Raw genomic sequence first — 18,408 nt, 5'->3', positions numbered from 1 at the left:
GTTTCTCAAATCGCTTTTTGTGTTGGGTTATAGGCCTCCTGCATCGGACGCCCGGTGTCGCGCAGCGACTGGTCGTTTCCGTCACCAAACCCGTCTTTCCCTGCCGGCGTGATGATGGCGCGATTTTTGAGGATGTGCGCAAGTGGCGCCGGTTCGGCGAAATAATAACCCTGAGCCTCGTCGCAGCCGCAAAGCTTGAGTGCGGCGACCTGTTCACTGTTTTCCACGCCCTCGGCGGTCACCTTCAGACCGATCTGATCGGCCATGTCGATGATGGTGTTGACGATCGCCGAACACATGGGATTGGTGGGCAGGCCCGAGACGAATTCGCGATCGATCTTGATCTTGTCAAAAGCCACATGGGTCAACGTGCTCAGTCCGGCGTAACCGGTGCCGAAATCGTCAAGGGCGAGACGGACGCCTCTTTCTTTCAACAGCTTCAAGGCCCTGGCGCTGCTGTCGCGTTCCAGCATCGCCGTTTCCGTCACTTCCAGTTCCAGCCGTTCGGCCGGAAAACCGGATGTTTCAAGGGCGCGATCGACAACGGGGACGATGTCGTCATTGCCGAGCTGGACGGCGGAAAGATTGACGGCGAGCCGGATGTCCTTCGGCCAGGCCATGGCATCCATGCAGGCCTGCGCCAGAACCCACTCGCCCAAGGGCCTGATAAAATTGTTTTCCTCGGCAATCGCAATGAAACGGTCCGGGGTGATGAGGCCAAGCTTGCTGTGCCGCCAGCGGGCAAGCGCTTCATAGGCGACGATGCGGCCGCTCTGGAGATTGACCACGGGCTGGTAATGCAGCTCGAATTCGTGGTTTTCGAGGGCGGATTTCATGTCTATTTCCAGCGCGTGCTTGTGCTGCGCCGCCATATCCATACCGGGCTCGTAAAAAACGAAAAGGCCGCAGCCCATGGATTTCGCCCGGTAAAGTCCGAGATCGGCCTGTTGCAGAAGCTGGGTGGCGGAAGTGCCGTGATCCGGCGCGCAGGCGATGCCGATGCTGGTATCGACGCTGACGTGGCTGCCTTCGAGATTGAAGCTGCGTGAGACCGCGTGCACCACCCGCTTTGCCAACAGGGCTGCATCTGCCCGGTAGTCGTCGCTTCCCGCCTGTATGATGGCGAATTCGTCGCCACCGAGCCGGCTCACCATGTCGTTTTCACCGAGCACGGAGGAAATTCGCGAGGCGACGGCCACCAGCAACGCGTCACCGGCGGCGTGGCCCAGCGTATCGTTGACGGCCTTGAAGCGGTCGAGGTCGAGCAGCATGACGTTGAATGGCTGGCCTGATGCGGCAAGATGTTCGAGACGGTTTTCCAGCGTCTTCATCAGCAATACGCGATTGGGAAGTCCGGTCAGCGCATCGTGATGCGCCATATGTTCCAGCTGTTCAGCCATATCCCGTATCTGCCGCAGGCGCCCGCGTTCCAGAACCGCTTCGCGAAGCGTTTCAATCGCGGTTGCCATGTCGCCGATCTCATCTCTGCGTTCCTGAAACGGCGTGACAATATCGGTTTCCTCGCGGGCGATACGCAGTGTCGCCTGCACCAGAGCCGGAACGGGCTTCAGGAAGTGCCGTGCTATCACCGTAACAAGTACGCCCGTGACCGTCAGCACCACGATAAGCGCAGCGAGCGAATTGTAGATCAGCTTGCGCTGAGCGCCGTAAAGCGCATCCGAACCGCCGATACTGACGGCCACTGCGCCAATCGGTTTTTTCGTTTCCGTGCTGATGATCGGCAGCAGGCCGATATAATGGCTGGATTCGCCAATGGTCGCAAAGCCGGTGGCAAAACGGGCCGCTACAGCGTCTCTTGAAAAAATGGGGTCGGTGGCAAGCGGCTTCTCGGCGTCATCGGTAGCGTTGTCGAAGGCCGCGGCGATCTGCCTGAAGCCGGAATCGGTCTCGTCATAGCGGAACAGCCAGACGGCATTTTTGGTCTGTGCGCCGATGAGGGCGAGAACATCACTGGGATTGAAGCCGGTAACGAGAATGGATTCGTCGTCGCCGATCGGCTTGTCGGTCAATATGCCGTTGACCTGGCCGCCGTCGTCGGCGGTAACGCTGACATAGGTATAGATGCTGCGCAGCGTGGCGCTGGCGATCTGCGAATTGACACGGGCCTGATTGAGCCATTGCTCGCTGGCGGCGGCAACGAACATGTACCAGCCGACGAGCGCACCGATGCTGTAGGCAAAGATCACACCGCCCAAGAATATCAGGGTTATCTTGCTGGCAAGCGAACGGCGGCGCGAAAACCGGCCATTTGCCGGCTGCGTCGTCAGGTCAAGCGTGTGGCCGGGTTCAGTCTGTCTATCTATCCCCCGATAGGCAGTCTCTTCCATTCGCGATAATCCCCCGCGATGTCGCGTTATGATTGTTTTATGGAATTTTTATAGGGCATGCATTTCAATGCTGTCTGCTAAATAATTCAACAAAGTTTAGATGCGATTAAGAATTAATCCGTCTTTTTATAGTCGTCGCTTATATAAGGCGCTGCTTGCCTGCACCCTGAGTTGAAAAAACGGGGTGCTGGTGATTATATTCTGGAGCGACACCACCAAGACTTTATGACGCGCTTTACGTGTTCTTCAAGGTGGATTCCCGGCAGCAAGGGGGCGACAATTGACCTTGCCAAGCAGCGGAGAAACGGCATGTTGTGCGCAACATGCCGGTTTCAGGGAAGATATCATGGCTCACAGGGGCAAAAACATCGCGCAACTTTCCGTTCTCATCCAGAGCGGCCATCTTGATCCACGTAGTTTGGTGGATGAGACGCTCGATGCGATTGGTCAGGACGACGACCAGGCGATTTTTATCGGCCTGACGGCCGAGCGCGCCATGGCGGAGGCGGATGCGGCATCGAAACGCATTCGTGAGGGTCGTTCCTGTGGCGTGCTTGACGGCATCCCGGTGGCCTGGAAGGATCTTTTCGATCTCGAGGGCATGGCGACGACGGCCGGATCGACGGTGCTTGGCGACAGCATGGCGGCGTCCCGCGATGCGGATGTGGTGACCGCGCTGAAGCAGGCCGGCATGGTCTCTATCGGCCGTACCAATATGAGCGAGTTCGCCTTTTCCGGCCTTGGTATCAATCCGCATTATGGCACGCCGCGCAACCCCGCCTCGCAGGATGGCCACCGTTTGCCCGGCGGTTCCTCCTCCGGCACGGGTGTGGCGGTGGCCTCCGGTCTGGTGCCGGTGGCGATCGGCACGGATACCGGCGGATCGGTGCGTATTCCCGCCGCCTTCAACGGCGTGGTGGGCTACAAGGCCAGCCGGGGCCGATATTCGATGCGCGGTGTTTATCCGCTGGCGAAAAGCCTTGATTCACTCGGGCCGCTGACCCGCACCGTGCAGGATGCCGTGTGGGTGGACGCCGCCATGCGTGGCAAGGCGACGGCTGATGTGGCGCGCGCACCTCTTTCAGGCCTCTCGCTGATCGTGCCGGAAACGGTATTTTTCGACGGGATAGAGGAGGGCGTCGCAGCCGCGTTTGAACAGGCGGTGGAACGGTTTGCCCGCGCCGGTGCTTCGGTGCGGCGGCAGGCATTTCCGATCTTTGCGGAACTGTTCGATCTTATCAGGCAAAAAGGCGCGCTGGTGACGGCGGAAGCCTTTGCCCTGCACAAAGCACGGCTGGAAGGTGCGGATGCTGCGGGCATGGACCCGCGCGTTGTTGTCCGAACGAAGCTAGGAGCAAATATCTCCATGCCTGATTATATCGCCATTATCGAGGCGCGCGAACGCATGACGGCGGCATTTTCCGGCATGATCGGCAGGCACGAGCTTCTGGTCTCGCCGACATTGCCGCATGTCGCGGCGAAGGTCGCACCGCTCATCGATGATGACGAGGCCTTTTTCGCCATGAATGCGAAGACCTTGCGCAACACCCAGATCGGCAATTTCTTCGACCTCTGCGGCGTATCGATCCTCTGCGGAACCGGCGACGCGGGCATGCCGGTTGGCCTGCTGCTCTCCGGCCTGCATGGCACGGACGATCATCTGCTGGGTGTGGCGATGGCGGCAGAAGAGATCGTTCGGGGCTAAAAAGAGGGCCTTGTCTCATTGCCACGAGTTGCGGATGAAGACGTAAAAACCTCTCCTCCGTCATCCTCGGGCTTGTCCCGAGGATGACGTCGAGTGAGCGGACGGCGCAGGAGGCACTTCGGCGCTTGGCAAAGGCCGCCGCTCCGATAGCCCTAGCGCGCCGCCCAGTTGGCGCCACGGCGGAACATGGTCTTCATCTGCGGCACGGAGAATTCCTTGGCCTGATGGCCGAGCGCCGAATAGAAAACCCGGCCTTTGCCGTATTTGCGTTTCCACACCACCGGCATTACCACGCCGTCGATCCACCAGGCGTGGTCGCCGGTGAATTTCGTCGTCGCCAGCACCTCGTTGGAGGGATCGACATGCATGTAATATTGCTCCGACGTGTAGGGGAAATCGGAAATTCCCTCCATCAGCGGGTCGTCGGGGCGGGTGATGTTGACGTGATAATCGATGATGTTGCCGGGGTGCGCCACCCATTGCCCGCCGATCATGAACTGGTATTCGACGCAGTCTCGGAAACTGTCGCCCGCGCCACCGTGGAAACCGGCAATGCCGACGCCGTTTTCGACGGCGGCCGTCAGGTTCTTGATCTCTTCCTTCTCGATCTTCGACATGGTGACGATCGGCACGACGAGGCTGAGATCATGCACCGAAGGATCGGCAAAAGCCTCCGTCGAGTGCTCGACATAGACCTTGAAACCGTCCTCTTCCAGAATGTCCTTGACGATGGTGGCGCATTCCTGCGGCTCGTGGCCGCTCCAGCCGCCCCAGACGATGAGTGCTTCGCGCATTTATTTTCTCCTCCGGATTATTGGATGACTTGATTATTTGCCGAGCTGGCCGTCGACCAGCGATGTTTCAAGCGGAGCAGGGCGCTCCACCCTGGTGGTGATGGAAACGGTCGTGCCGGTATCCGACGCCGTCTGGAAGGCTTCCATCACCTCCAGCACATGCAGGGCAAGATCGCCATCGGCGCGGTGCGGGCGGTTCTCGCGGATGGCATGGGCCATGTCCGCAACACCGATCGAGCGGTAGTTACCGTCGGCATAGGGCGACGACAGCGCCTGTGGCTCGAACTGGCCGCCCTTTTTCAGCAATTGCACCTCGCCGCCGAAATGGTTGGGGTCGGGCACGATCAGCGTGCCTTCCGTGCCGTAGATTTCCAGCGGCACGTGTTTGTGGCCGGCCACATCGAAACTCATGCCCATCTGCACCACGGCACCGTTCTGGAACGCCAGTACGCCGGAAACATGGGTGGCGACATGAACAGGGATTTTTTCGCCGTTCTTCGGCTCGCTGGTGATGAGGCGCTCGCTGCGCGGCGCGATGGCAAAACCCGCCACTTTGGCCACCGGGCCGAACAGGTTGACGAGATCGGTGATGTAATAGGGTCCCATATCCAGCATCGGCCCGCCGCCGACCTCGTAATAAAAGGCGGGGTTGGGGTGCCAGCGCTCGTGGCCGGGGCACATGAAGGTGGCGGTGCCGCCGACGGGCTGGCCGAGCACACCTTCGTCGATGAGCCGGCGGGCCGTCTGGTGTCCGCCGCCGAGGAAAGTGTCGGGCGCGGAGCCGATGCGCAGGCCTTTGGCCTTTGCCGCATCCGCAAGGCGTTTGCCTTCCGCGAAATTGATGCCGAGCGGCTTTTCCGAATAGGCGTGTTTGCCGGCGTCCAGCGCGCGCAGACCCACCTCCACATGCGCCTTGGGGATCGTCAGGTTGACGATGATCTCCACCGAGGGGTCGGAGAGAAGTTCGTCGATGGTTTTTGCCTGAAGGCCGAATTCGTCTGCCCGTGCCTTCGCGGCCTCCTCGTTCATATCCGCAAGACCGCGAATGTCGAGAATGGGAAACGACGCCATGGCCTTGAGATAGGCGCTGGAGATGTTGCCGCAGCCGATGATGCCGATACCGACCTTGTTCATGTGATTTCCTCCCGTAAATCAGAAATGCTGAAGTCCGCCCTTAGGCCTTTCGGCTAAAGCGCTGGCCCCGTTGTGTTCCATGGCGATTCGTAAAGCTCGTAAAGTGCGACAGCTGCCGCCCCCTGCGCCCATAATTCGTCGGTCGCAACGTCGAAGACAAGTTCGGCGACGCCGGCCAAAGATGGCGGCACGGCGGCGTTGTAACTGTCGCGGATGCTGGCGATGAAAGGCTCGCCCAGTTCAAGGCTGGAGCCGGTGATGATGACCCGTGGCGGGGCAAACAGCGTGACAATGTTGGCAAGCGTCAGGCCAAGGGCGGCACCGGCGCGTAAGGCCGCCGAGATCAGCTCGGTGTCTTCAGCCGCAATCAGCGCATGGGCATGCTGCATGCCGCGACCGAGCCTGATCGCCTCGGCGAAACGTCCGTCCACCGGGCGCGAGCCTAAAATGGCATTTTCGCCGGCCTGGCTTGCCAGCCGGACGGTTCCCTCATTGGCAAGGCCGATGACGAGATCGCCGAGATTGTGGCTGAGGCCGCCGGCTCCACGAAACAGCTGGTTCTGATGCATCACGCCAAGACCGAGCGTCTGTTCCAAAGAGATCAGCACCATGTCTTCCAGATCGCGGGCATGGCCGAACCAGTGGTGGGCAAGGGTAATGGCGTGGGCGTCGCTCTCGATGATGGTCGGCGAATTCAGCCTTGCCGTCATTTCCTCGGCGAAATTGACGTTCACTTCGCGCAAAATCGGGCTGCTGCGGATCTTGCCGGTGCGGTGTTCGATGACGCCGGGCAGGCCAAGGCAGACCATGTCGACATCTTCCAGCGACAGCCCGGCATCGACCACGCAGCGCCGCACGCCATCCTCCACCAGATCGGCGATGACGCCGATGGGCTGACGGTCGACGCGGATAGGCAGGGCGAGGGTGGACAGCACGTTGCCGCAAAAATCGGTGACGACGAAAACCATGCGGCTTGCGGCGATCTTCGCACCCACCACGCGGGCGGCGTCCGGGTTCAGCTCCAGCATCACCCGTGGCCTGCCACGTGCGCCCTCCGTGCGGATATCGCCGAGATGACGGGTAAGTATAAGCCCGTCATCGAGCAGCGAAGCGGTGATGGCCGACACGGTGGTGGTGGAAAGCTGCGTTCTTTCGCTGATTTCCACTCGCGAGATTGGCCCGTGGCGGCGGATGCTGTCCAGCACGCTCAGCCTGTTGATCGCGCGCATCAGTTCTGGGTCTGCGGTCTTCATGGTGTCCTGCTGCGATCAATGCCGTTCGAGAGCCGATTTATGTCGGGTTGCGGATTAAATAACGGTGTAGGGGAGGGGTATGTCAAGCTGTTCGCGCAAAAAATCGGCAGCGTGCCTTGACATTGAGCGAGGGCTAATGTGAATTAATCCGCATTGGGGAATAAATGAGGAAATCCCCGAGGGAGGATCACCATCATGACGATTTGGCACGCAGGCGCAAGCCTGAGCGGCAGGCTGACAGGCTTTGCCACAACGACAAGCATTGCTCTCATGCTCGGCGCTGCGAGCGCCTCGGCCGCGACGGTCGTTAAATGGATGCATGTGGAACTGGACCCGAAAGCCGTGGCCGTCTGGGAGGAGATTGCCAAGGATTTCGAGACCAAACATCCCGGCGTGGATGTGCAGTTGCAATTCCTGGAAAATGAAGCCTTCAAGGCGAAATTGCCGACGCTTTTGCAGTCCAACGACGTGCCGGGTTTTTTCTATAGCTGGGGTGGCGGCGTTCTCGAGGAACAGTCCAAAACCGGCGCGCTGAAGGATCTGACCGAGGTTTTCGACGCCGATGGCGGCAAGCTGCGGCAGGCCTATAATGCTTCCGCAATCGACGGCCTGTCCTTTGATGGCAAGGTCTGGGCCGTGCCTTACAAGGTCAGCCTCGTCAGCTTCTTTTACAACAAGGCGCTGTTTTCCAAGGCCGGCGTGAAGGCGGAAGACATCAAGAGCTGGGAAGATCTGGGCGCGACGGTCAAGAAGATCAAGGAAGCCGGCATCGTGCCGATTGCCGGTGGCGGCGGTGAGAAATGGCCGATCCATTTCTACTGGAGCTATCTTGTCATGCGCAATGGCGGGCAGGCCGTGTTCGATGCCGCCCGCAAGGGCGAAGGCGAAGGTTTCATGGACCCCGCCATCATCAAGGCCGGTGAGCAGCTGGCGGAATTCGGCAAGCTCGAACCCTTCCAGCCCGGTTATCTCGGTTCCACCTGGCCGCAGGCGCTCGGCGTCTTCGGTGACGGCAAGGCGGCGATGATCCTCGGTTTCGACAATACCGAAGCCAACCAGCGTAAGAATGCCGGTGACGGCAAGGGGCTGGCCGCAGACAATATCGGCCGCTTCGCGTTCCCCGCCGTTGCAGGCGGTGCGGGCAAGGCCACCGATACGCTGGGCGGCCTGAACGGCTGGGCGGTCACCAAAAACGCCTCCAAGGAAGCAATCGATTTCGCGACTTTCCTGACCAGCAAGGAGAGCGAAGAGAAGATGGCCGCCGCCGGCATGATCCTGCCGGTTGCGACGGATGCCAATGGCGCGGTGAAAAACCCGCTTTTGGCGGATTCCGCCAAGCAGCTTGCCGGCTCCACCTGGCACCAGAACTTCTTCGACCAGACGCTGGGTGCTGCCGTCGGCCGCGTCGTCAACGACGTTTCCGTCGAGATCGTCTCCGGCCAGATGAGTTCGGAAGAGGGCGCCAAGCAAATTCAGGATGCCTTCGAGCTTCGCTGATTTCGGTTCCATGACGACGCCGCGCAGCACGCGGCGTCGCAGTATCTGCCTGAATGAAAGCGGATAGAGATGACGGATATTTCCATGACTTCTGCGTCCATACCGGCGCGCGGCGCGGCGAAGGCCAAGCGCAAGCAAAGCTCGGTCGCGCATGACCGGGCGTTGACCCTGCTGGTCTTTTTACCGCCCGCGCTGCTGCTCTTTACCCTGTTCGTCATCCTGCCCATGGGCGAGGCGGCATGGTACAGCCTTTACCGCTGGAACGGTTACGGCACGCCGACCGATTTCGTCGGCTTGAAGAATTTTCAGGTTCTGTTCGGCAATGCCGCCTTCTCGCAGGCGCTGCTCAATAACGGCCTCATCATCCTGATTTCCATTCTGATCCAGATCCCGCTGGCCATCTGGCTCGCCACGATGCTGGCGCACCGCATTCCCGGCGTCGTCGCCTTCCGGCTGGTGTTTTTCCTGCCCTATGTGCTGGCGGATGTTGCGGCGGGTCTGATCTGGCGTTTCGTCTATGACGGCGATTACGGTCTGTTTGCCGCCATCTCCAATTTCTTCGGTTTTGCCAATCCTTACGTGCTGGCCGACAAGGATGTGGCGATCTATGCGGTGCTCGGCGTCATCGTCTGGAAATATTTCGGTTTCCATATGATGCTGTTCATCGCCGGCCTTCAATCCGTTGACAAGAACGTGCTGGAAGCGGCTGAAATCGATGGCGCGACCGGCTGGCAGAAGTTCCGTTATGTCACCTTGCCGATGCTCGGTTCCACGGTGCGCCTGTCCGTCTTCTTTGCGGTGATCGGCTCATTGCAGCTGTTCGACATGATCATGCCGCTGACAGGCGGCGGCCCGTCCAACTCCACGCAAACCATGGTCACGTTTCTCTACACCTACGGCGTCATGCGCATGCAGGTGGGGCTTGGCAGCGCGGTCGGCGTCGTTCTCTTCGTCATCTGCGTGACGCTCGCCTTCGGTTACAAAAGGATTTTCATGCGCCATGACTGACACATCCACCTCCGTCCGCATGCCGCTGCAAACGAAGCTTTATCTCTATATATCGCTGAGCCTGATCGCGGCCATCGTGCTCATTCCGCTTCTGACCACAGCGCTTGGCGGCTTCAAGACGCTGGGAGACCTGCGCGTCAATCCGTTCGGTCTGCCGGCCGAATGGCAATGGGCCAATTACGGCGATATCCTTTTCGGCAAGCGTTATTGGCTGCAGATCTTCAACTCGCTGGTGATTGCGCTGTTGACGGTGTTCCTGACGCTGACCGTCTCGGCCATGGCCGCCTTCACCTTCGCGCATGTGAAGTTCTTCGGTTCGTCCTTCCTGCTCAATTATTTCCTGCTGGGGCTGATGTTCCCGGCGGCCACCGCCATCCTGCCGTTGTTCATCCGCATCCGCGATCTCGGCCTGCTCGATACCTATTGGGGTGTGGTGCTGCCGCAGGTGGCCTTCGGGCTTGGCATGAGCATTCTGCTGTTCCGCAATTATTTCCGTAATCTGCCGGAGGAACTGTTTCAGGCGGCCTTCGTGGACGGCTGCGGGTATTTGCGCTTCTTCTGGCACATTTCCCTGCCGCTTTCGCGGCCCATCGTCGCCACCGTCGGCATCGTTTCTTTCGTCGGCAGCTGGAACAGCTACATCCTGCCGCTGATCATGCTGAATTCGGAATCGAAATATCCCTGGCCGCTCGGCATCATGGTCTATCGCGGTGAATTCGGCACGGAATGGCAGCTGGTCCTCGCCTTCATCACCATGACGATCCTGCCGACCGTCATCGTCTTCTTCCTCGCACAGAAACACATCATCGCGGGCCTGACGGCCGGTGCCGTCAAATCGTGACTTGAAAGGAGCAAAATATGGCTTCCGTCGAACTTCGGGATATCCGCAAGTCCTATGCCTCGCTCGATGTCATTCACGGCATCTCGCTCGATATAGCCGATGGCGAATTCATCGCGCTGGTCGGGCCTTCCGGCTGCGGCAAATCCACGCTTTTGCGCATGATTGCCGGGCTGGAGGAAATCACCGATGGGGATATTCTCATCGGCGACAAGGTCGTCAACGGCATGACGCCGCGTGAGCGCAACATCGCCATGGTGTTCCAGTCCTATGCGCTTTACCCGCATATGACGGTGGCTGAAAACATGGGCTTCAACCTGAAGATTGCCGGCCAGCCGAAAAACGTCATTGAGGAGCGCGTGGCGGAAGCTGCCCGCATGCTCGATCTCGGCAAGCTTTTAGACCGCAAGCCCTCGCAGCTTTCTGGCGGCCAGCGCCAGCGCGTCGCCATGGGCCGCGCCGTGGTGCGCAACCCGGCCGTTTTTCTGTTCGATGAGCCGCTGTCCAATCTGGACGCCAAGTTGCGCGTGCAAATGCGCAGCGAAATCAAAACCCTGCATCAGAAAGTTGGCACGACCTCGATCTACGTCACCCATGACCAGATCGAGGCGATGACGCTGGCGGACCGGGTGGTGGTGCTCAATCACGGCCGCATCGAACAGCAGGGTACGCCGCTGGAACTCTACAAGACACCGGCCAACCTCTTCGTCGCCGCCTTCATCGGTTCGCCGGCCATGAACCTCATCGAAGGTGTGGTCGATGGCGAGGGAGACCAGCCCGCCGCCCGGCTGAAGGACGGAACCGCGATCCGCATCGCCGCCTCCCGCAATGTCAAGCGCGGCCAGCCAGTGACGATCGGGCTTCGCCCCGAACATATCGGCTCGGCCATCGGTGGCGATATCTCGCTGTCCGGCCGCACCGTGCTGGTGGAGCCGACGGGCGCGCAGACGCATGTGGTCTTCGAACTGGCGGGAGATCAGGTAACGGCGGTGGTGGATGGCGAGCAGCCGGTGAAGGTCAATACCCCCTTTGCCGCCACTGTCCACCATGAGCGCGTGCATGTGTTCGACAGGGCCAGCGGGCTGGCGCTGTAAACGTATTTCGCTTTTTTAGCGAAACAGCAAAATTCTCTTGCCCTTCCGCTTTTGGGGCTTGTCTGAAAATTACGAGCGGTTAGCTTGGCGCTGGGAGTGAAAGCGGTTTTACCGCTTAACTGTATCGATACAGGGAGGTTATTTTATGAGAACGATCAAGGGGCCGGCTCTTTTTCTCGGCCAGTTCGCTGGCGATGCTGCGCCGTTCAACAGCTGGGACAGCATTACAAAATGGGCGGCTGAAAAAGGCTATATCGGCGTGCAGGTGCCGACATGGGCCGGACAGCTGATCGATCTCAAAAAAGCAGCGGAATCGAAGGATTATTGCTGCGAGTTTGCCGGCGTCGCACGCCAGAACGGCGTGGAAGTGACCGAGCTTTCCACCCATTTGCAGGGCCAGCTGGTGGCCGTTCACCCGGCCTATGACGAAGCCTTCGATGGTTTTGCCGCACCGGAAGTGCGCGGCAATCCCAAGGCGCGCCAGCAATGGGCGGTGGAGCAGGTCAAGATGGCGCTGAAAGCGTCTAAAAACCTCGGCATCACGGCGCATGCGACCTTTTCGGGCGCACTCGCCTGGCCATTCATTTACCCGTGGCCGCAGCGCCCGGCCGGTCTGGTGGAAACCGCCTTTGACGAGTTGGCGAAACGCTGGACGCCGATCCTCGATTATGCCGATGAGCAGGGCGTGGATGTCTGCTACGAAATCCATCCGGGCGAAGACCTGCATGACGGCGTCACCTTCGAGATGTTCCTGGAGCGGGTGAAGAACCACCCACGCGCCAACATGCTCTACGATCCCTCGCATTACGTGCTGCAATGCCTTGATTACCTTGATAATATCGACATCTACAAAGACCGCATCAAGATGTTCCACGTCAAAGATGCGGAGTTCAACCCGACCGGTCGGCAGGGTGTTTATGGCGGTTATCAGGGCTGGGTGGAGCGGGCCGGCCGCTTCCGCTCGCTGGGTGACGGGCAGGTGGATTTCGGCGCGGTCTTCTCGAAGATGGCGGCCAATGATTTCGACGGCTGGGCCGTGGTCGAGTGGGAGTGCGCGCTGAAACATCCCGAAGACGGTGCGCGCGAAGGGGCCGAATTCGTCAAGGCGCATATCATCCGCGTTACGGAAAAAGCCTTCGACGATTTCGCATCCAGCGGCACCGATGATGCGGCCAACCGTCGTATGCTTGGGCTTTGAAAGCCTTTCCAGAAAAAATGTGAAGCGGTTTTCCGTGCGGAAATGCGCTTAGAAAATGCCGAGGAGACATTATGGCTATTGAAGGTAAGACGACAGACAAGGCAAACCAGCGCATCCGCCTCGGCATGGTGGGCGGCGGTTCGGGTGCATTTATCGGCGGCGTGCACCGCATGGCCGCCCGGCTCGACAATCGCTTCGATCTCGTCGCAGGCGCGCTGTCGTCCACACCGGAAAAATCCCTCGCTTCCGGCCGCGAGTTGGGGCTTGATCCCGAACGTTGCTACGGTTCCTTCGAGGAAATGGCGGAGAAGGAAGCGCTGCGCGAAGATGGCATCGAGGCGGTGTCGATCGTCACGCCCAACCATGTGCACTATCCGGCGGCGAAGGCGTTTCTGGAGCGCGGCATCCATGTCATCTGCGACAAGCCGCTAACCTCCAATCTGGAGGACGCCAAAAAGCTGAAGGATGTGGCCGACAAGGCGGATGCCCTCTTCATCCTCACCCATAACTATACCGGTTATCCGATGGTGCGGCATGCGCGGGAACTGGTAGAGGCCGGTGCACTCGGCACGATCCGTCTGGTGCAGATGGAATATCCGCAGGACTGGCTGGCCGAACCGCTGGAGCAGACCGGCGCGAAACAGGCCGTCTGGCGCACCGATCCGGCGCAATCCGGCGTCGGCGGTTCCACCGGTGATATCGGCACCCATGCCTATAATCTCGGCTGCTTCATTTCCGGTCTGGACGCCGATGAACTGGCGGCGGATGTGCACACTTTCGTCGAAGGCCGCCGGCTGGATGACAATGCGCATGTGATGCTGCGCTTCAAGCCGAAGGACGGCAAGCAGTCCGCCAAGGGCCTGCTCTGGTGCAGCCAGGTGGCTGTCGGCCATGAAAACGGGCTGAAGGTTCGTGTTTATGGCGACAAGGCCGGCCTCGAATGGACGCAGGCGGATCCGAATTATCTCTGGTTCACCAAGCTTGGCGAACCGAAGCAGCTGGTCACCCGTGGTGGTGCCGGGGCGGGGGCGGCGGCCGCGCGTGTCACCCGCATTCCGTCAGGCCATCCGGAAGGCTATCTCGAGGCCTTTGCCACCATCTATACCGAGGCTGCACACGCCATCGAAGCCCGCCGCACGGGTTCGGCGCTGGACACGGCGGTGATTTATCCGACCATCGATGATGGGGTAAAGGGTGTTGCCTTTGTTACTGCCTGCATCGAATCCGGCAAAAACAATGGCGGATGGGTGAAGCTGTAAGACTCGATACGACGTTACCGCGCCATCTTCTCTCCCCCGGGGCAGAAGATGGCGGTTTTATCGTCCCAAATGCTGCTCGCCGCGCTTTTTCGCCAGCTCGATCTGCTGCTGGCGGTCGCGGAAACGCTGGCGGTCCTCTTCGGTGCGGTCGTCGTAACAGCTCTGGCAGGAAACGCCTTCCTCGAATTTGGGTGACAGGCGTACTTCCGGCGTTATCGGGTTGCGGCAGGCGTGGCAGAGCTGGTGGTCGCCTTCAGCAAGGCCGTGCACCACCGAAACGCGCTCGTCGAAGACGAAACAGGCGCCTTCCCAGAGGCTCTCTTCTTCCGGCACCTCTTCCAGATATTTCAGGATGCCGCCCTTGAGGTGATAGACCTCATCGAAACCCTGTTCCTTCATGAAGGCAGTGGCCTTCTCGCAGCGGATGCCGCCGGTGCAATACATGGCGATCTTCGGCTTGTTGTGCAGGCCGGGATTGTTCTTCACCCAGTCGGGAAACTCGCGGAAGGTCTTGGTCTTCGGATCGACAGCGCCCTTGAAGAGGCCGATGGCAGTCTCGTAATCATTGCGCGTATCGATGAGGATGGTGTCCGGGTCGGTGATCAACGCATTCCAGTCCTGCGCCTCGACATAGGTGCCGACGATGCGGTTCGGATCGATATCCGGCACGCCCATGGTGACGATCTCTTTCTTGAGCTTCACCTTCAGCCGCACGAAAGGCATGTGCGAAGCGCGGCTTTCCTTGTGCTCAAGCGCGGCAAATTCCGGCTGGGCGCGCAGGAAGGCAAGCACCGCATGAATGCCCGTATCCGGCCCGGCAATCGTGCCGTTGATGCCTTCGGCAGCCAGCAGCAATGTGCCCTTGACGCCGTTTTTCTGGCAGAGCTCGAACAGCTGTTCGCGCAGGCTCTCGAACCGCGGCAGGCGGGCAAAATGATAAAGTGCGGCCACAAGGAAATCACCAGAGACTTCCGGGCGGGGGAGAATGGTCGTGTCGGTCATGGGCGCTGAAATACAGCGACGGCGGCCGCAAAGCAATATTTATCCGCTGCGGCCAGCATTTTGAAAATCGTCAAATCTCGAGATTCTGCCGGGTTTCCAGCCTATTTAGCCGCCTGCCGCCACAAAAGGCCGACGATGCGGCTTTCGGTGCGTGCAGATTCGGAAAAGACTTCGTCCGCCAGTTCAAGGCCTTCGGCTCGCAATGCCTGCTGTCTTACGATGATCGCATCGAGAAGAAGCGCCAGTCGCTCGCCATTGCCGAAACGGTCCGGCTCCCGGTCGGCAACGGCGGTGAGGACTGAAAGGTCATGCTCGTGGCCGAGAATATCGACCAGCCGTTTGGTGTCGGCACGCTTGGCGCGCATGGCGGAGGGCCAGAGGCGGCGCATGAGGCCAAGATGCATCCAGTGGGTCTGCCCCGCTTTGCGCAATTCGTGGAAATGCTCAACATCTGCCTGGTCGCGACAGTCTGAGAGCGCCTTGCGCGCCTTTACCCTTTGCTTCGCCCAGCTGCTTCTCACCAGCCTCGCCGTCTTTTTCAGATCATCCGGCAGAGAGAGAGCCGCAAGCCTTTCGTGTCCCGCCTCGCAGCCGGCGATAGCCGCCGCAATGGCGCCGTCAAGATCGACCTCATGGTTGATGGCGTCGTCGCGACGCTCGCGCAGCATTGCCGTAATCGATCGCAACGCCTGACCTTGCGCATCGGAGAGCGCAAAAGCCTCGAGATATTCCGCCGTTTCCACCAGCGCCGTCGCATCCCGCGCAAAGGCGAGTGAGCGGGCAATATCGCGGAAACGGGCATTTTCCTCGCGGTTGAAATCGGGCGCCGCCTTGCGGATGAGGCGGTAGAGCGCCCGCAGCCGCTTGAAGCGCTTGCGGGCATCGTGCACCGCCTCATGTGAACCGGAAGGCTGGTCGCGAAGGATCGTAATCGCGTCCTTAATCAGTTCCAGCCCGGCGCGGCGGATTTCGTCGCCAAAGGGCTTTTTCGGATCAATCCTGAAGGGCATCCTGCAAGTCTCCACTCGAACAGTCCATGGCGAGCGACTGGTTGGAAAAGCGGCGGTCACCCGTCACCTCTTTCCCAAGCCAAGACGGCAGGTCGGGTTTGGCATTCTCGTCGTTCATTTCCACTTCGGCGACGACCAGCCCCTGATACCGGCCTTCGAAAACATCGATTTCCCAGGTGAAACCGCCATGGTCAACCGTGTGACGTGTCTTTTCTATCACCACCCCCGGCGCACTCGCCATCAACTCTTCCGCGTCTCTGAGGGGGATGGGGTATTCATATTCGTCGCGGACAAGCGCGCTTGCGCCGATCTTGATGGTCAGTGTCGCATCACGCCCATTGACGATCCTGACCCGGACCGAGCGATTTTCCAGCGAAGCGACATATGCCTGCCGAAAAGCCATGCTATGCGTCACCTCATCGCGCCATTCACCGCCTGCAACAAGAAACTTCCGTTCAATTTCCTTGGCCATGCTGTCTCCGCAAACTGGTGCGTCAGATTATCGCAAGATGATGTCGCGAAGAAGCGAATTGATTGAAGTATCTGGATAAAAAATGGCCTTGCCACGCCTCGACATCATAGCCGGGGCAGGCTAATCGGTAAACGGGATTTCAATCGTTTCAATCGCGCAAGGGAGGCTCATCTTGGCCCAGGACTCCGAAAAACTTCTTTCCATCCTCAAACTTCAGCCGGTCGTGCCGGTGCTGATCGTGGATGATGCCGCTTCCGCCGTGCCGCTTGCGCGCGCTTTGGTCGCTGGCGGCCTGAAGGCAATCGAGATCACCATGCGCACGCCGGCGGCACTCGATGCCATCCGCGCGGTTGCCGCGGAAGTGGAAGGCGCCCATGTCGGTGCCGGCACCATTCTCAACGCCCGGGATTTTGAAGCCGCAGCCGAAGCGGGCTCCACCTTCATCGTCAGTCCCGGCATCAATAAAAGTGTGCTGCAGGCAGCGCACGGCTCCAACGTGCCGTTGCTTCCGGGTGCGGCCACCGCCAGCGAAGTCATGGCGCTGCGTGACGAGGGCTACAAGGTCCTGAAGTTCTTCCCCGCCGAACAGGCTGGCGGCGCTCCTTACCTCAAGGCGCTGTCCTCGCCGCTCGCCGGCACGGTGTTCTGCCCGACCGGCAGCGTTTCGCTGAAGAATGCCAATGACTATCTGTCGCTCCCGAACGTCGTCTGCGTCGGCGGCTCCTGGGTCGCCCCGCGTGAACTGGTGGCGACCGGCGACTGGGCGGGCATCACCAAGCTTGCCGCTGAAGCGGCCGCTCTGCGCGGATGATTGACATTGCTTCAAACCCGTTCACGAAGGCGTGAGCGGGTTTGACATTTATATTCGCGCCGCGGCTTCCTATCTCCCCTGTAGATTTTGACCTTTACAGGAGATTTTGATGTTCGACGCCAAGAAGCTTCTTGAACAATTCCTCGGCTCGCAGGTGCCGGGCCTTTCGGGAAGCGTCCGTGACAGAGCCGGGCAGGCCGCCGATATCGCCAAGAACAACCCTATGAAGGCAGGTGCTCTCGCCGCCGCCATTCTGGGCACCAAGACCGGCCGCAAGCTCGCCGGCAATGTCGCCACCATCGGCGGTGTCGCCGCCATCGCCGGCCTCGGTTATCTCGCCTACAAGAATTACAAGTCCGGGCAGGCCCCGGAAGCCGCGCCGAAACCCGAGCCGGAGCTTCTGGCCCCGCCCGCCGATTCCGCCTTCCATCCGCAATCGCCCGCCCTTTCCAATGATTTTGCCCTGAAGCTCATCCAGGCGATGATCGCTGCCGCCAAGGCCGACGGTCATATCGATGAGAAGGAGCGCGCCAATATCATGGACAAGGTGCAGGTCTCCGGCCTCGATACGGAAGCAGAGCGGTTCCTGGAAAAGGAGCTGGCCGATCCGCTGGATATAGACGCACTGGTGGCCGCCGCCCGCACGGAAGAGCAGAAGGTCGAGCTTTATACCGCTTCGCGGCTTGCCATCGAGGCCGATACGCGTGCGGAGCGGGGATATCTCGATCTTTTGGCCGGGCGGTTGGGGTTGCCGGATGCGCTGGTGGACCATATCGAGGCGACGGTGGTGGCGGCGAAGGTTTGACGTCCGGCTTTTGACGTCTGTGGGTGGCGCTCACCCCCCTCTGTCCTGCCGGACATCTCCCCCTCAAGGGGGGAGATCGGCAGGAGGCGCTACCACCACTTCATTCGCAAATGTTGAGAGGGGCGAGACTTATCCGCGAGTCGATCTCCCCCCTTGAGGGGGAGATGCCCGGCAGGGCAG

General features: G+C 60.1%; 16 protein-coding genes. 9 read left to right on the top strand and 7 right to left on the bottom strand.

Features of this window, described 5'->3' with window-relative positions; translation table 11 throughout:
* Positions 1-5: 5 nt before the first annotated feature.
* The gene (locus DXT96_RS24630) at positions 6-2,348 is read right to left on the bottom strand and encodes an EAL domain-containing protein (protein WP_153516882.1); all 2,343 of its coding nucleotides are present in this window, start codon (positions 2,346-2,348) and stop codon (positions 6-8) included.
* A 346-nt stretch (positions 2,349-2,694) separates the two neighbouring features.
* Between DXT96_RS24630 and DXT96_RS24625 the strand changes: the two genes are divergently transcribed.
* Positions 2,695-4,053 (top strand): amidase, encoded by a 1,359-nt coding sequence (locus DXT96_RS24625; RefSeq protein WP_153516881.1) that lies wholly within the window; start codon positions 2,695-2,697, stop codon positions 4,051-4,053.
* Between the two features lie 152 nt (positions 4,054-4,205).
* Here DXT96_RS24625 and DXT96_RS24620 read toward each other — a convergent pair whose 3' ends face one another.
* From DXT96_RS24620 to DXT96_RS24610, 3 genes are read right to left on the bottom strand one after another with little or no spacing between them, the layout of a single operon-like run.
* Positions 4,206-4,847, bottom strand: coding sequence for a ThuA domain-containing protein (locus DXT96_RS24620; protein ID WP_003510737.1), 642 nt, complete (start codon positions 4,845-4,847; stop codon positions 4,206-4,208).
* A gap of 33 nt (positions 4,848-4,880) precedes the next feature.
* The gene (locus DXT96_RS24615) at positions 4,881-5,981 is read right to left on the bottom strand and encodes a Gfo/Idh/MocA family protein (RefSeq protein ID WP_153516880.1); all 1,101 of its coding nucleotides are present in this window, start codon (positions 5,979-5,981) and stop codon (positions 4,881-4,883) included.
* Between the two features lie 53 nt (positions 5,982-6,034).
* Positions 6,035-7,234: an ROK family transcriptional regulator gene (locus DXT96_RS24610; RefSeq protein WP_153516879.1), complete on the bottom strand. Its 1,200-nt coding sequence runs from the start codon at positions 7,232-7,234 to the stop codon at positions 6,035-6,037.
* 195 nt (positions 7,235-7,429) lie between these two features.
* On the opposite strand from DXT96_RS24610, the gene DXT96_RS24605 reads away from it, so the two are divergent.
* The 6 genes from DXT96_RS24605 (at position 7,430) to DXT96_RS24580 (ending at position 14,128) form a co-directional block, all read left to right on the top strand.
* Positions 7,430-8,731, top strand: a complete 1,302-nt coding sequence (locus DXT96_RS24605) for an ABC transporter substrate-binding protein (RefSeq protein ID WP_153516878.1) — start codon at positions 7,430-7,432, stop codon at positions 8,729-8,731.
* Between the two features lie 69 nt (positions 8,732-8,800).
* On the top strand, positions 8,801-9,739 hold the full coding sequence (locus tag DXT96_RS24600) for a carbohydrate ABC transporter permease (protein ID WP_153516877.1): 939 nt from the start codon (positions 8,801-8,803) through the stop codon (positions 9,737-9,739).
* Positions 9,732-10,580: a carbohydrate ABC transporter permease gene (locus DXT96_RS24595; RefSeq protein ID WP_153516876.1), complete on the top strand. Its 849-nt coding sequence runs from the start codon at positions 9,732-9,734 to the stop codon at positions 10,578-10,580. Before DXT96_RS24600 ends, DXT96_RS24595 begins: the two co-directional genes overlap by 8 nt.
* 17 nt (positions 10,581-10,597) lie before the next feature.
* Positions 10,598-11,671, top strand: coding sequence for an ABC transporter ATP-binding protein (locus DXT96_RS24590; RefSeq protein ID WP_153516875.1), 1,074 nt, complete (start codon positions 10,598-10,600; stop codon positions 11,669-11,671).
* A gap of 145 nt (positions 11,672-11,816) precedes the next feature.
* Positions 11,817-12,869 carry a sugar phosphate isomerase/epimerase gene (locus DXT96_RS24585; protein WP_153516874.1) on the top strand — a complete coding sequence of 351 codons (1,053 nt, stop codon included), beginning with the start codon at positions 11,817-11,819 and terminating at the stop codon, positions 12,867-12,869.
* Between the two features lie 71 nt (positions 12,870-12,940).
* The gene (locus DXT96_RS24580; RefSeq protein ID WP_153516873.1) at positions 12,941-14,128 is read left to right on the top strand and encodes a Gfo/Idh/MocA family protein; all 1,188 of its coding nucleotides are present in this window, start codon (positions 12,941-12,943) and stop codon (positions 14,126-14,128) included.
* A 57-nt stretch (positions 14,129-14,185) separates the two neighbouring features.
* Here the strand turns inward: DXT96_RS24580 and DXT96_RS24575 are convergent, their stop codons facing one another.
* The 3 genes from DXT96_RS24575 to DXT96_RS24565 form a co-directional block, all read right to left on the bottom strand.
* Positions 14,186-15,130: a rhodanese-related sulfurtransferase gene (locus DXT96_RS24575; protein WP_153516872.1), complete on the bottom strand. Its 945-nt coding sequence runs from the start codon at positions 15,128-15,130 to the stop codon at positions 14,186-14,188.
* 101 nt (positions 15,131-15,231) lie between these two features.
* A complete protein-coding gene (locus tag DXT96_RS24570) occupies positions 15,232-16,140 on the bottom strand; it encodes a CHAD domain-containing protein (protein ID WP_153516871.1) in 909 nt (302 codons plus the stop codon).
* A complete protein-coding gene (locus DXT96_RS24565) occupies positions 16,124-16,612 on the bottom strand; it encodes a CYTH domain-containing protein (protein ID WP_149901575.1) in 489 nt (162 codons plus the stop codon). Before DXT96_RS24565 ends, DXT96_RS24570 begins: the two co-directional genes overlap by 17 nt.
* A gap of 172 nt (positions 16,613-16,784) precedes the next feature.
* Here DXT96_RS24565 and DXT96_RS24560 point away from each other — a divergent pair, with 172 nt between their 5' ends.
* A complete protein-coding gene (locus DXT96_RS24560; protein ID WP_149901574.1) occupies positions 16,785-17,423 on the top strand; it encodes a 2-dehydro-3-deoxy-phosphogluconate aldolase in 639 nt (212 codons plus the stop codon).
* Between the two features lie 109 nt (positions 17,424-17,532).
* A complete protein-coding gene (locus tag DXT96_RS24555; RefSeq protein ID WP_149901573.1) occupies positions 17,533-18,228 on the top strand; it encodes a tellurite resistance TerB family protein in 696 nt (231 codons plus the stop codon).
* Positions 18,229-18,408: the final 180 nt, after the last annotated feature.

Source organism: Agrobacterium sp. ICMP 6402 (genome assembly GCF_009498615.1).
Classification (GTDB): domain Bacteria; phylum Pseudomonadota; class Alphaproteobacteria; order Rhizobiales; family Rhizobiaceae; genus Agrobacterium; species Agrobacterium burrii.
This window is presented reverse-complemented; position numbering and strand designations above follow the sequence as displayed.

Bases quoted from the DNA above. Each gene is read 5' to 3' on its own strand.
- DXT96_RS24630 (WP_153516882.1), bottom strand. From the start codon at position 2,348: ATGGAAGAGACTGCCTATCGGGGGATAGATAGACAGACTGAACCCGGC.
- DXT96_RS24625 (WP_153516881.1), top strand. From the start codon at position 2,695: ATGGCTCACAGGGGCAAAAACATCGCGCAACTTTCCGTTCTCATCCAG.
- DXT96_RS24620 (WP_003510737.1), bottom strand. From the start codon at position 4,847: ATGCGCGAAGCACTCATCGTCTGGGGCGGCTGGAGCGGCCACGAGCCG.
- DXT96_RS24615 (WP_153516880.1), bottom strand. From the start codon at position 5,981: ATGAACAAGGTCGGTATCGGCATCATCGGCTGCGGCAACATCTCCAGC.
- DXT96_RS24610 (WP_153516879.1), bottom strand. From the start codon at position 7,234: ATGAAGACCGCAGACCCAGAACTGATGCGCGCGATCAACAGGCTGAGC.
- DXT96_RS24605 (WP_153516878.1), top strand. From the start codon at position 7,430: ATGACGATTTGGCACGCAGGCGCAAGCCTGAGCGGCAGGCTGACAGGC.
- DXT96_RS24600 (WP_153516877.1), top strand. From the start codon at position 8,801: ATGACGGATATTTCCATGACTTCTGCGTCCATACCGGCGCGCGGCGCG.
- DXT96_RS24595 (WP_153516876.1), top strand. From the start codon at position 9,732: ATGACTGACACATCCACCTCCGTCCGCATGCCGCTGCAAACGAAGCTT.
- DXT96_RS24590 (WP_153516875.1), top strand. From the start codon at position 10,598: ATGGCTTCCGTCGAACTTCGGGATATCCGCAAGTCCTATGCCTCGCTC.
- DXT96_RS24585 (WP_153516874.1), top strand. From the start codon at position 11,817: ATGAGAACGATCAAGGGGCCGGCTCTTTTTCTCGGCCAGTTCGCTGGC.
- DXT96_RS24580 (WP_153516873.1), top strand. From the start codon at position 12,941: ATGGCTATTGAAGGTAAGACGACAGACAAGGCAAACCAGCGCATCCGC.
- DXT96_RS24575 (WP_153516872.1), bottom strand. From the start codon at position 15,130: ATGACCGACACGACCATTCTCCCCCGCCCGGAAGTCTCTGGTGATTTC.
- DXT96_RS24570 (WP_153516871.1), bottom strand. From the start codon at position 16,140: ATGCCCTTCAGGATTGATCCGAAAAAGCCCTTTGGCGACGAAATCCGC.
- DXT96_RS24565 (WP_149901575.1), bottom strand. From the start codon at position 16,612: ATGGCCAAGGAAATTGAACGGAAGTTTCTTGTTGCAGGCGGTGAATGG.
- DXT96_RS24555 (WP_149901573.1), top strand. From the start codon at position 17,533: ATGTTCGACGCCAAGAAGCTTCTTGAACAATTCCTCGGCTCGCAGGTG.